The sequence below is a fragment of the Fulvivirga sedimenti genome, from assembly GCF_020328055.1.
This window is the reverse complement of record NZ_JAIXNE010000001.1, coordinates 142,860-156,452: the sequence shown is the minus strand read 5'-3', so window position 1 is coordinate 156,452 and position 13,593 is coordinate 142,860. Positions and strand designations below refer to the sequence as shown.

Annotated in this window: 10 protein-coding genes; 9 read left to right on the top strand and 1 reads right to left on the bottom strand. The window is 44.2% G+C overall.

Annotated elements, in window-relative coordinates; translation table 11 throughout:
* Positions 1-80 precede the first annotated feature (80 nt).
* Positions 81-593 carry a gamma carbonic anhydrase family protein gene (locus LDX50_RS00620; RefSeq protein ID WP_225696466.1) on the top strand — a complete coding sequence of 171 codons (513 nt, stop codon included), beginning with the start codon at positions 81-83 and terminating at the stop codon, positions 591-593.
* Position 594: 1 nt separating this feature from the next.
* On the opposite strand, the gene LDX50_RS00615 is transcribed toward LDX50_RS00620, so the two are convergent.
* The gene (locus LDX50_RS00615) at positions 595-1,944 is read right to left on the bottom strand and encodes a M28 family metallopeptidase (RefSeq protein ID WP_225696465.1); all 1,350 of its coding nucleotides are present in this window, start codon (positions 1,942-1,944) and stop codon (positions 595-597) included.
* Positions 1,945-2,392: 448 nt separating this feature from the next.
* On the opposite strand from LDX50_RS00615, the gene LDX50_RS00610 reads away from it, so the two are divergent.
* The 8 genes from LDX50_RS00610 to LDX50_RS00575 all read left to right on the top strand — a co-directional run bounded on the left by LDX50_RS00610 (position 2,393) and on the right by LDX50_RS00575 (position 13,585).
* Positions 2,393-2,731 (top strand): phage holin family protein, encoded by a 339-nt coding sequence (locus tag LDX50_RS00610; protein WP_225696464.1) that lies wholly within the window; start codon positions 2,393-2,395, stop codon positions 2,729-2,731.
* Positions 2,732-2,798: 67 nt separating this feature from the next.
* Entirely contained in the window at positions 2,799-3,362 is a 564-nt protein-coding gene (locus LDX50_RS00605) for a hypothetical protein (protein ID WP_225696463.1), read from the top strand.
* A gap of 18 nt (positions 3,363-3,380) precedes the next feature.
* On the top strand, positions 3,381-4,100 hold the full coding sequence (locus LDX50_RS00600; RefSeq protein WP_225696462.1) for a rhomboid family intramembrane serine protease: 720 nt from the start codon (positions 3,381-3,383) through the stop codon (positions 4,098-4,100).
* Between the two features lie 61 nt (positions 4,101-4,161).
* Positions 4,162-4,776: an OmpH/Skp family outer membrane protein gene (locus tag LDX50_RS00595; RefSeq protein WP_225696461.1), complete on the top strand. Its 615-nt coding sequence runs from the start codon at positions 4,162-4,164 to the stop codon at positions 4,774-4,776.
* A 138-nt stretch (positions 4,777-4,914) separates the two neighbouring features.
* Positions 4,915-8,061: a hypothetical protein gene (locus LDX50_RS00590; protein ID WP_225696460.1), complete on the top strand. Its 3,147-nt coding sequence runs from the start codon at positions 4,915-4,917 to the stop codon at positions 8,059-8,061.
* A gap of 106 nt (positions 8,062-8,167) precedes the next feature.
* Positions 8,168-11,272: a WD40 repeat domain-containing protein gene (locus tag LDX50_RS00585; protein ID WP_225696459.1), complete on the top strand. Its 3,105-nt coding sequence runs from the start codon at positions 8,168-8,170 to the stop codon at positions 11,270-11,272.
* A gap of 1 nt (position 11,273) precedes the next feature.
* The gene (locus LDX50_RS00580) at positions 11,274-12,347 is read left to right on the top strand and encodes an outer membrane beta-barrel protein (protein ID WP_225696458.1); all 1,074 of its coding nucleotides are present in this window, start codon (positions 11,274-11,276) and stop codon (positions 12,345-12,347) included.
* Positions 12,344-13,585, top strand: coding sequence for a hypothetical protein (locus tag LDX50_RS00575; RefSeq protein ID WP_225696457.1), 1,242 nt, complete (start codon positions 12,344-12,346; stop codon positions 13,583-13,585). Before LDX50_RS00580 ends, LDX50_RS00575 begins: the two co-directional genes overlap by 4 nt.
* Positions 13,586-13,593: the final 8 nt, after the last annotated feature.

Below are 13,593 nucleotides of genomic sequence, written 5' to 3'. Positions count from 1 at the left end.
CTGGTTTTTGTTTTTTACAATTGTATAACGAAGGTAGATAAATATTGTTTCAGAATTTACATGTTTAAACAAATAAATTTATGCCCATTATAAAAAGTGTCCGAAATTGTACCCCTTTACTGGGGGCAGATTGTTACCTGGCAGACAATGCAGTTGTAGTAGGAGAGGTCATTATGGGTGACCGGTGCACGGTATGGTTCAATGCAGTAATTCGGGGAGATGTTCACAGCATTACTATTGGTGATGATACGAATATTCAGGATGGTGCGATAATTCATGCCACCTACAAGACGGCATCCACAACCATTGGAAGCAAGGTTTCAATTGCGCACAATGCTATTGTTCATGGATGTGTTATAGAAGACCGCGTATTAATTGGTATGGGCGCAATTGTAATGGATCATGCCCACATTGGGGAAGGATCGGTTATTGCCGCGGGTGCCGTGGTTTTACCAGGCACAAAGGTGCCTGCCGGAAAGATCTATGGAGGAATGCCTGCCAGGGAATTGAAGGATACAGGTCCGGAAATGCTCGAGGTAATTGAACGTACAGCACGGAATTATCCCATGTATGCGGGCTGGTACACCGAATAAATTACCTGCGCGGAACCGGAATCACCGGCAGACTGGTATAACCCTCAGCATTTACTGCCTGAACAGCGAAGAAATAGTTATCCTTGGAGTACGGAATCTCTATTGATGTTTCTTCGGTGTACAAGGAGGTAGTCCAGTTCGATTCATATGTTTCACGTATCAGTATTCTATAGCCCGCCGGCTTTGAACCTTTGTCCGGGGCATCCCATTGCAGGGTGGATATATTGCCCAGTTCCAGCCTGATCCCCACATTTTCAGGCTCATAAGGGGCGCTGGCAAGTGTTGCAAGTGCTGAAAGGTTCACACGGGCTATGCTTGCTACATAGTTGTAATTTACATATTCGGGCAGGTCTCCATACTGGATTTCATTTTCAACACGAACATCCTGGTGCTGGTGCAGGTAATTCTCATTCATTTCGCAGAACCTAACAGCTGTAAATCCATTTCTGGTGAAGGGAATATGATCACCACCTCTCAGGTACCGGTCGACGCGATAATTCAATGTTACTTCAAAATCAGGTTGATAGGTTTCACCAACGATCTTAATGAAACGCGCGAGCTGCCTGGACTTACTGTCATTCTCCGCACCGGTGTAGGAACGCATTCTGCTCATTTGATCCGTTTCATAAGCGGGGATAGTTTCAGAAAACAACCTCATTCTTCGTGCATCACGAATATCGGTTTCGCTTGAAACAGAATTGCCTACCATGTCATTATTAAACATGGCAATTACATTTATGCTGTCTTTTTTTAATTGATCTGCCAGGTGAGTGGCACCAAGTAATCCCTGTTCCTCGCCGGCGACCGCCACAAAGATGATTGTTGCCGGAAAGGTTTGTTTCGACATGATCCGGGCCAGCTCAAGCACGAGAGCCACGCCTGAAGCATCGTCATTCGCACCTGGCGCGTTACTGGTGCTGTCCATGACATCACTTACCCGGGAATCGAGATGGCCGCTGATAATAAGCACTCTGTCATCGCCGGGATCAGAGCCGGGTAGTGTGGCCATAACATTCTTCATTTCCACCTCGTACGGTATTCTTCGTCCGGCAGGTACAGTAAAAGAATCCAGTTCGGAGTTAAGACGGCTTCCGGAAGCGGCACTGAATTCCTGAAATTTCGATAGGACCCACCGCCGTGCGGCGCCAATTCCACGAATATTACTTTCGGTTTCACTCAGCGAATGACGGGTGCCAAAGGAAACCAGCGTTTCGACATAACTCCTGATGCTGTCTGAGTTGATTTCAGAAAGCATTCTTTCAAGTATTTGAGTTTTTTCGACAGTTACTTTTTCCTGGCTGAAGGACATACTGGCAGAAAGGAGGCAGAATAAAATAAGGATATAGCGCATATTACAAGTCTTCTTTTCTGCAAATAAAACCTCTAATCTTCACGTATGTTCAAATTCCATTACATGCTTTGAAATAAGTTTTTTGAACGGTAAATATTTTCTGGATTCGGCAAATTGATTCATTTCAAAGACGTTAGCATTGGAATGTGCATATGCCGTGATTCGGTAACCACGTAATTTATTCAGGTACGGAAACTTTTCTTACAGATCATGGCGCCTTATCCCTGGCTTAGGCGGGTCACCTTTTTAAAATATCAGGCATATACCTTCGTTGAATTTGTGCTGCCAAAAATACTGAAGACCGGATGACCGGAATTGTCCATCCGGACGGAGAGGTGCCCGAAAGGGCGCCTCTTTTGTTTCATATTGTAATAACAAACTGTATTTCAGAATTTAATTCTTTTCAATTCTAAGAATTATTTGTAGTATCAATAAAACTTCTTATTCGATGCGCATCATTATAAAATTTCTCTTCACTGCCCTGGCCGTTTTTGCAACAGGATATTTACTCCCCGGAATCACAGTTGAGTCCCTGGTTGCCGCGATCTTCGTAGCAGTTGTGCTTGCCATACTCAATACGTTTTTAAAGCCTGTTTTGGTAGCACTAACAATTCCGTTAACCATTCTTACTCTTGGACTGTTTCTCCTGGTGATCAACGCCGTTATCATCCTGATCGCCGGTTATTTTGTAGACGGGTTTGTTGTAGCGAATTTCTGGTGGGCACTGCTCTTCAGTATCATCGTATCGATTATCATGTCGGTTTATGATTCAGCAACAAAAAAGTAACGCATTACTTGTTGTTAATTAGGCATTTATAATTTATCTTATTAGTAGAAAGCGTAAAGATCACACAATGTTTACCAGTAATAAAGGCTTTGATCCGGAGGTTATTGAACAGTACAGGCAGCGTATTGCCAGGACCGGCAAGAATTTTATAGTAATCGACGGAGAAGACAATTCGGATGAGTATCAGCATTTCTATTTCATAGGAATGTATGAGGGCAGACCGGTGGTATATGATGCGGCACTATATACACTCCGTTTGCACCATAACAGCGAATTGTATGAAATTGCCGAGCATAAAGCCGCGCGTCATTTTCCTGAATTCAAAAGTATCCGGTACCGTGAAGATGAGAATGGAGATCTTCAGGCTCTGGATGACCTGGAAGAGGAAATCGGGCTTTATATGGCAGAAGTCATGATGGAACTGGAGGAAGAAGGGGAGGTGAAAGTGCATGAATTTGTGGACCTGGATCCGAACGTTGATTTCGGGATCGGGCTTGATGCTGCACTGAATATTGATAAGATCACCGATGAAGTTATGAAGCGCTTTATTATTGATTTCAATGAAGATACATTGAAGCTGGACGATACCCTCTACACTTTTATGACCGAGGATGAAGAGGTAATGGATTAATTTTTTAAATGGTTTGATATGCGGGAGGGTAAGCGTTTCAGGAAGAGTGTCTACATTACATTATCGTTTCTTTTTGTTCTTTGGTCAGTTAAGATCATAGAAAATACCTATCAGATCGATCTTGGTTACATGGGTATAAAACCCCTTACTCTGGAAGGGACCATCGGAATACTTACCGGCCCCTTGGTTCATGGCGATCTCTTTCACTTAATTTCCAACAGCTTTCCTTTGTTAATACTGGGAGTGACATTCTTTTATTTTTATGAACGAATAGCGCTACCGGTATTCGGACTCATTTATATTATGACAGGATTTTGGGTCTGGCTGGCGGCGCGCGAAGGTTTTTATCACATTGGAGCGAGCGGAATTGTGTATGGGCTGCTGTCCTTTTTGCTGGGCAGCGGTTTTCTTCGTCGGGATCGAACCACGCTTGCGATTTCGTTCATCATGTTATTTCTGTATGGGAGCACCTTTTTCATGGGAATGCTGCCGGGAGACTCCAGAGTTTCCTGGGAGTCTCACCTGATGGGGGCCGTAGCTGGTCTGTTTTGCGCCTTCTATTTCAGGCAGGTGGATGTGGGATTGTCACAGGTTGCTTCATCCCCCGGGCCGGAAGAATCAACCAATGATCAGGTGGATGATACGGTTTATCTTTATCACTATACACCGGAAAAAAAGGAGAAGGATGTCTACTTTATTTCGTTCGGTCCTGAAGAAGATGAGGACGCGGATGAATAAAGCTTGGCAAAATTCTTAAATCTTTGCTTACTTTGCGACCGTTTACTAAAAATCATTTAACGTGAAAAACCAATCTATCATTATTAATGTGTTGTTGATTATCGCTGTGGCGGTTCTTTATTTTCTTCATTTTAATCAAAATCCTGACACCGAAGAGAAATCTGCGGAAGTTGCAGAGATGCCTGATTTTCAGGTGGCCTACATCAATTCAGATTCGGTGCTGGCGAATTATGTATATGCCGAAAAGTTGAAGGAAGATTTTCAGACAAAAACTTCCGGATTGGAAAGAGAATACCAAAGCAGACTGCAGGGACTTCAGAAAGAAATCAATGATTACCAGCAGAATGCAGGAAATTTGACTATTAATCAGGCACGCGCCCTGGAAGAGAATCTGGTGAAAAAACAGCAAAATCTGCAGTTATACCAACAAAAACTCTCACAGGACCTGATGGTAGATGAAGCGACGATGAATAAAGATCTGTATGACCGTGTTACCGGATTTTTACGTGACTATGGTAAAGAGAACAATCTGCAGCTGATCGTTAAATATGATCAGGGAAGCGACGTGTTGTTTGCCTCGGATGCCATGGATATTACTCAAATCGTGATAGAAGGCCTGAACGCTTCCTATCAAAAGGAGCTAGCCGCTCCGGCAGATTCCACGGCTGTTAAATAAGAATTGTCAAAATAAGTCTAAAAGCCTACATACGTGTAGGCTTTTTTTGTTTCCGTGAACTTGTGGCTCCCACCCGGAATTAATATTTTACCCCTTTGAACTGCATCTTTGGTGCTATTTTTTTAATCTGATAACGCAATGCCCAAAGCATTTTTTTCTGCGCTAAATGTACGTAAAGATGAGGAGCGTCCTGTGATGCTCCTCCTTGGTAAGGGATTCTTTCTTGGAATATTTCTCGCCGCCTACGAGGTGAGTGCTGAAACCCTGTTTCTGAATCGCATGATTGAATACCTGAAAGAGGCCATAGTCGTTTCCGGTATTCTGGGTGTGATCACTACAGCACTTTTCGCCAGTCTTCAGGGACGTGTTAAATTTTCCCGACTGGCTACAGGCAATCTCCTGCTGATCCTCCTGTTCACTTTTGGAATTTATTTTTTCTACCATCAGTCCGACGTTCAGGTCCAGGACTACCTGATTTTCCTAATGTACGCCATGACAGGCCCCATAACTGCAGTCATTTTATTGGGATTCTGGGGCACATTCGGACGCTTATTTGATCTTCGGCAATCAAAGCGAATCATTGGACGAATTGATGTGGGCCAGTTGATTGCAGCGATAGGTACATTATTTGCCATTCCGTTACTTCAGTCCGTAATCCCGGAGACCACTTCGTACCTGCTGATATCAGCTATCAGTATAGGGATCGCACTGTTATTCCTGATTGCACTCAACTGGAATCAGCGAAAAGATGCCCCAACTGAAAATTTCAGGGAGCAGCGGAAAGCTACCCGCTATACCAAACTGGCCAGGAATGATTATGTCCGCCTCCTGTCTATGTTTCTCATCTTTTCAATGGTGACGTTTACCTTCATTCAGTACAGCTTCCAAAATGTGGTAGCAGAACAATTTCCTGAAGAGAGCACCATACGAAATTTTATCTCTATTTTCCGGGGTGTGGTCCTCATTCTTGGATTCCTGATGCAGTCATTTGTAAATGATAAGATCATCAGTGAATACGGGCTTAAAGTATCACTGATGATATTACCGGTGATTGTCGGACTATTTACCCTGGCAGCGATTGTTGCCTGGTGGCTGTTTAAGTTTGACCTGACGGCAGAGACTGCCTTTTTCTTCCTCTTCATCGCCCTCAGCCGCTTATTCAACTGGTCGATAAGGGACTCGTTGGAGAATCCAACGTTCAAACTCTACTTTATGCCGTTCAATATAGATATACGGTTTAACATTCAGACCAAGGTGGAAGGGGTTGTAAATGAAGGCTCCAGGCTTATTGCCGGTCTGCTCATTCTGGGATTATCTACTTTCGCATTTGTTGAACTCATACACTTTTCCTACGCGGTGCTGTTTCTCATTGCCGGTTATTTCCTGGTTGTAAAGCGCCTGTACCAGGGGTATCGTGAAATGATCGCGAAAAAGCTCGCTACTCAACAGCAGGAAGCTTCACCGGAAAAATCGATGACTATGACCGAACAGCTGGTCATCAAACTGAACAATTTTTTAAAGGACAGTATGGAAAGCATGTCAATTTTCGCTTTCAAACTCCTTGCAAAAATACATCCCCAGGTATTGCCGCATTCACTGAATGTGCTGATGTCACATGAAATACCTGGCGTGCGAAGTTTTGCCCAGAATCAAATGAATGAATTGAAGGGGATCAGCGTATCCGATAAATATGTTATCCAGGATGGACCGGCGTCAGGGGATAAAAAAGTTCTTTCAAAAAATGATCTGCTGGATCTCTTTAAATATGGTGAGATCTCCCGTAACAGGGTTTATAAGTTATCAAAGTCACCGGAACCAGAGGACCGGCAGTATGCCGCTGAGATAATCAGTAATTATGCGGATGAAGACAAATCACACTATCTGGTGGAATTGCTCTATGATCCGGTTTACAAGGTGCGCCATACGGCTATGAAGACGGCCCAGAAAAAGTATAACTGGGAGATTCTTAATGCACTTATTGATAACCTGAATCAGCCCGCCCATAGCATCATGGCGGCAAATGCCCTCACAGCGATTGGCTCTGATGCCCTTCCCGCATTGGATGCTGCATTCTATAAGCATGTAAATGATTATGCGCTAACACTGAAGATCGTACAGATCATCGGGCGAATAGGAGGCGAACCGGCCATCGAGCTGCTCTGGAATAAAATCGACTTTCCACATAAGCTGGTGGTCTCAGAGGTAATGGTGGCCCTCGGTAATTGTGGTTTCAAGGCAACTGTAACACAGATACCTCGCATCAAATATGCCATTGAATCTGATATCGAGGCCATTGCCTGGAATATGGCGGCATACAATGAAGTGCCTGAAACCCACTTTGGCCAGGAGATCAGGCAGGCCATTGAGGAAGAAGTGGAACATGACATCAGTCATATTTACATGCTTCTTTCGATGTTGTATGATGCATCCAACATCAGCCTTGTGAAGGAGAATATTGAAAGCGGCACTTCAGAAGGACTAACCTACGCAATCGAATTGCTGGACGTCTTCCTGAGTGACGATCTGAAGAAGCGGATTATACCTGTACTCGATGATCTTACCTTCCAGGAAAAAGCACGCCAGCTTGAAGTATTCTATCCCAGAAAACAACTTGATGACAAAGGCGTATTGCGCTTTTTGCTTAACAGGGATTCCACACAATCCAACCGGTGGACAAAGGCCAGCGTACTTTACCAAATGGGGAGTCGTAAGCTTCAGATTTTTCAAAGGGATGTAATCGCGAATCTCTTTAATCCGGATGTGCTAATTCATGAAGTTGCCGCCTGGTCGCTTCACCAAATGGATCCTGACGGGTTCGAAAAAAACATCAAAAGACTTGAAAAAGAAAAGGCCGACCGGTTGCGGAAACTGGTATTGGATTCCGGCGATGATATGTTTCGTTTCCGGTTCCAGCAGGTGAGATTTCTTAAATCAACCGATATGTTCAGGGATATTCCCGGAGTAATGGTAGCGGATATTTCCGATATAATTACCACCCGGGAACTTGCGGCACACGACATTCTTTCTTCAATGCAAGATTTTGATCGGAATTTCTTTATTGTGAGGCAAGGCGAGGTTGATTTATGGAAGGATGAAGAGATGGTTAAGTCACTGACTGTCGGGAGTTTCCTTGGCGAATCTTTACCAATTGAGTATTCCAAAAAAGAGTTCAGGGTTGCTGAAAATGGAACGATTCTCTATGTAATAAATAAGGAGATATTCTATGAGTGGCTCTCAGATAATGTGGGTTCGGCCAAATTAATGACAAGTCAAATGAATATATAATATAATTGGTCTAATAAATTGTATTTTATTTAGAACTATAATCGATATATTGGGCACTGAAAGCATTTTTTAAACTGCCCGTATCAAATTTTTTAAACGAATATAAATGTTCAATACAGGGGCTTATTCTGAAAATATTCCATTCCAAAATTCAGGTGAATGGCAGGGCACAAACCCATTCCCGGGATTGCGGCCATTCCTGTTGGGCGAAAGTCATTTGTATTTTGGCCGGGAAAGAGAAGTTGGGGAAGTCATTAATAAACTTCTTTCTTTTCAGTTCGTGGCTGTACTGGGTTATTCAGGAAGTGGTAAGTCATCCCTGATTAGTTCTGGTGTTATACCGAGAGTTACAAAATCGGGTGATGAGGGAGAATGGCAGATTGTTCTCACGCGCCCGGGACTATCGCCCATTGCAAATATTGCCGAGGCGGTTCTGCGTCACGATGAAGAAAGTTCTTCGTCTATATTAAGTGTTTCCAAGTCAAGTCTTGTCGATCAACTTTCGTCTTCGCCACTGGCCCTGCGCCATACCATTAAGAAGCTCCATAAAAATCCAAAGGGCAAGACACTTGTAGTCGTCGATCAGTTTGAGGAAATTTTCAGGGTAAAGACTCAGGACGGTTTTGACGAGGCAAAGGTATTCGTCGATCAGCTGATGAATGCGTGCCGTGAGAAAAATATTTACGTGGCACTGTCAATGCGATCAGATCAGATCGGAAGCAGTGCGCGATTTGAGGAACTCACCCGGGCGATTAATCAAAGTAATTATCTCATCCCTCAAATGACCCGGGAAGAAAAGCGTAAAGCGATTGAAGGCCCGGTAGCTGTTGGAGGAGGAGAAATTACCGACAGGCTTGTTGATCAGCTCCTGGATGACCTTGAACTTAACCAGGATCAGCTTCCTGTTCTTCAGCATGCTATGATGCGGACCTGGGAATACTGGCAACAAACCAGGGAAGAAGGAGAGCCCATTGACATACGTCATTACAACGCGATTGGAACAATTCATGAAGCCCTTTCCCAACATGCCAATGAGGCATTTGAGGAATTGAATACCTCCCAAAAGCGAATCGCGGAAATTCTATTTAAGGCACTCACTTCAAAAGGCCGGGATAATCAGGGTATGCGGCGGCCCGTCCAACTCAGTAATGTAATTGCGCAGGCAGATGGCTCCTCAGATGAGGTGTTTGCGGTTGTAGAGACTTTCAGAAAACAGGGAAGGTCATTCCTCATGCCTGCAGAAAGTATACCCATCAATGAAGACAGTGTCATCGAAATATCCCATGAGTCTCTCATGCGGATCTGGGACCGTTTGCGAAGCTGGGTGGATGAAGAGCACGAGTCGGCACAGATGTATCTGCGCCTCTCTGAAGCGGCGGCGATGTACCAGGTGGGAAGAACCGGTCTTTGGCGACCACCGGATTTGCAGCTGGCACTGAACTGGCACAAGAAACAGCAACCAACCTATGAATGGGCACGTCGGTATGACGAGGCCTTTGAGCGGTCTATGGTATTCCTGGAAACAAGCCGTGAAACGTTTGAGGCCGAGCAGGAACATCAGGAGATGATGCAAAAACGCCTGCTGCGCAGAACAAGAATGGTGGCGCTTATTCTGGGAATTGCAGCGGTGATATCCATCCTGTTTTTCATATATGCGATTATGCAGGGAATCAAAGCGAATGAGCAAAGAATCCTGGCAGAACAGAACGCTCAGATTGCAGAACAGAATGCTAACCAAGCAACTGAAAATGCCATTGAGGCTGAAAAAAATGCTGATGAAGCAATGCGTCAGACCCAGATTGCACTCGAGCAAAAAGATCTGGCCGATAAGGCAACAGAACAGGCACTCATCAATTTAAGACTTGCCGAGGAACAGACGGCTATCGCAAAGCAACAGACCGCAATCGCACAGGAAAACTTTCAAAAAGCAGAGTTCCAGCGAAGTATTGCTGAACGGGAGAAGACGATTGCCAACATTGCCAGAAATGAAGCACAAGCTGCTCAAAATAATGCACAAAATCTTTTATACCTCTCAGTAGCTCAGTCAATGGCGATTAAATCTGTGGCGCTCGATGAAAACAACCTGAAGGGTCTGCTTGCACAGCATGCCTACAAATTCAACAGTACTCATGGTGGTAAGGTATATGACCCTTACATCTATGAAGGTCTGTTCAATGCACTGGAGGCGTTCAAGGGAGAAAACTTCAATGCCCTCGAAGGCGCGCTGCGCAACTCTGCCAGAACGCTCGTTATGTCGAACGATGGTGAGACCTTTTATGCAACGGGTACGGAAGGTAAAATTATTGCATCATCGCTTAAGCAGAAAGACCTGATGATGGTTGTAGGGTCAAATCGCTATCCAAACAGGAAGCTTTTGTTGAGTGCTGATGAGAAATGGCTGGTTAATGCAAGTGATTCTGCATCTCTTCAGATTTATAACCTCATTCAACCGGGCACAAAACCCCGGATAGTGAAAGGGCATACCGCTTTTGTGAATGATCTTCACCTGCACACCTCCGGCAAGTCTTTCTATTCGGTTGGCGCCGACCGCTCCATCCGGCTTAATAACTTCGAGACTGGTGAAAGTGAATTAATTATTACTTCATCGGAGGAATTCAAAACAATCGATATTTCAAATGACGGTCGCTGGCTCTATGGAGGTACTGTAAGTGGTAAAGTGATTCGTATCGACCTGGTTGGAAAAAGAGAAGACCAAACCATCTTTTCCAAGCCCGGAACACCAATCCATTCACTGGCTATTTCCCCGGACGACATTCGCCTGGGAATAGGGGATGAAAAAGGCATGTTGCATATCATGGATCTTAGCTGGGCATCCATGAAGGAGGAAATAACCACACACCGTGGTCGAATCAGCGATATGGAATTCTCTGCTGACGGTAAGCTGCTGGCAACTGCAGGCCTGGATGGGAGCCTGGTCATCTGGGAAACCGATAAGTGGAGTGAAATTCCCATTAAGATTTCAGATAATGACTCCTATGTATGGGATGTTACATTCAGTCCGGATGGTGACTACCTGATTGCAGCCTGTGGCGACGGTGATATCCGCCTTTGGCCAACCCGTCCGGAATTAATGGCGGATGAAATATGTGCTTTCCTCCAATCCAATATGACGCAGGAGGAATGGAATAAATATGTAGGAAATGGCCTCACATATGAAACCACATGTGATAATATTCAAATGAAGCCTTGATATGAAAAAAATAAGTTTCATCATATTAGCGCTATTTGGAGCGACATGTTTGCAGGCTCAAAACCTCACGTGTACGGAGACGCTCACGGAGGCACAAAGAATGTTTGAGCAGGGTAATTTCTATGCGATTCCAAAAATGCTAAAACCATGTCTCGATAACGGTTTTAACTCGCAACAGAAAATTGATGCCTACTTCCTGCTCACCCAGACCTATCTCTTCATTGATGATCCGATCGCGGCAGAGGACAGCTATCTTAAGTTGTTGAATGAGGATCCGGCGTTTATTCCGAATGAAGAACGTGACCCGATCGATGTAATTTACCTGAGTGAGAAATTTACGACGCGCCCGATTTTCGTTTTCAACAGCCGAATCGGAATTAATTATACAGCGACCGATATCATACAGCCCTTCAATACTTCAGATCAGCCCCAGCAGGCCCGGTATTCAGTTGGATACGGATTTGAAGGATCACTGGGTATTGATGTGGTCGTTTCTGATTTTCTAAGCATCGGAACAGGTATCGGCCTAGTTCAGAAGAAATATAAGTACGAACAGGTTATGTTCAATGACGATGACCAGACGATGACCGAAAATCAGTGGAATATTGAGGTTCCGCTGCTTGTGAGATTGCGCTGGGAAATGGGAAAAATTACCCCTTATGCCTATGGTGGTCCCTCGGTGAATTATACGTTTTCCGCCAAGGCTGATCTCGAATTAATAGACCGGGTTACCGAAACGGTCCTCATCAACGGAGAACCCCAGATTTCAACCTCTGAAATTCCTGTGAACGGACCGGCCGTGGATATTATGGACCAGCGGGTTAATCTTAATACAAATGTAATTGTCGGCGGCGGCGTAATGATCCGGATGAAATATGATTTCATCGTTGTTGACTTAAGATATCGCGGAGGGCTCAATAACATCGTTGATGAAAAAGGTCATTACCTGAATAATGAGCTCGTATATCGATATGGCTATGTGGATGATTACAAACGGCTTAATAATCTGGCTATTACGGTGGGATATGTGAAACCTTTTTATAAGCCACGTAAACGAAAGAAATTCAGAAAATGAAAAGTTCAATAAAGATATTTCAGGTCCTGGCCGTCCTGTGTGGAACGCTGTTTTTTTCGTGCGATACGGAAGATTCTATTGATCCACGCTATGAAGACTATTTTGTCAAGTATTATGGTGAAGAAGGAAATCAGCAGGGTGTAGACGTGGAAGTCCTTCCTGATGGATATTTGCTTGTAGGTAATTCACGGGCAACCGGACAGAATTCGGAAATATTTATCGTTCGAACAGACCTCCTTGGGAATCGAATCGCTTATGGCACAATATCCGAAGGAACTGAAGACCTGGTGGCAGTCGATGCGGTAATCAATGATGCCGGGCAGTTGTACATCGCTGCAGAATTGAGACGAGGTAATGGTGACGTGGATATTTACGTGTGCAGCGTCTCCTCCAACTCCATTTCCATTGGAATGACACCCGATCAGGTCTATGTGCATGATTTAACCGAGTCAACATATCAGGATGTGCCGGCAAGTCTTACTTTGGTTTCAAACGGAGATATTATTGTCACCGGATATACCACCAATATTGACCCGTTAAAGCCCGAAGGAACTTCAGGTGAAGACTTAACCGATATTATTTCTTTGAGACTTTACCCGGATTTAACTGAATACGGGATCAATGAATGGAGACGTATCTATGGGCGAAATAAAGCGGATTATGGCCATAAAGTCATCGAAAGAAATGGTGAATTCCTGTTTTATGCCTCGAGCTACTATGCTTCAGACCCCGGAACGCAGGGCGGATTGAATCTTATGGTGTTTCCAACCAACAATATCGGCGTAGTAAGCGGTGGTTATAAAACCTATGGAAGTATGAATGATGAGTTTGGGTCTGATATGATCGCTACATCAGAAGGCGGCTCCTTGCTAATAGCCAATTCCAATAATAGAATTTTGCTTACCCGTCTCAATATTGAAAATAACCTGGTAGGCTTTCCTGCAGAAATCGGGCAATCAAGTGTTTTATCAAAGTCTGTTTTTGAAGCCAATAATGGGGGTTATCTAGTTGTTGGAAACTGGTCGAATGCAAATAACAGTGATTTTTATCTCGCCAAGGTGAGTGTGGGGAATGAAGTGGAATGGGAAAGGACTTTCGGAGGATTAGACCAGGACAGGGTTTCAAAAGTCAGGCAAAAAGTGGATGGTACCATACTCATACTGGGAACAATCGTTCTGGATAGCCAGGAGAAAATGTGTTTAATAAAAACAAATTCATCAGGCGACCTGCAGCCGTAGTTTCATAA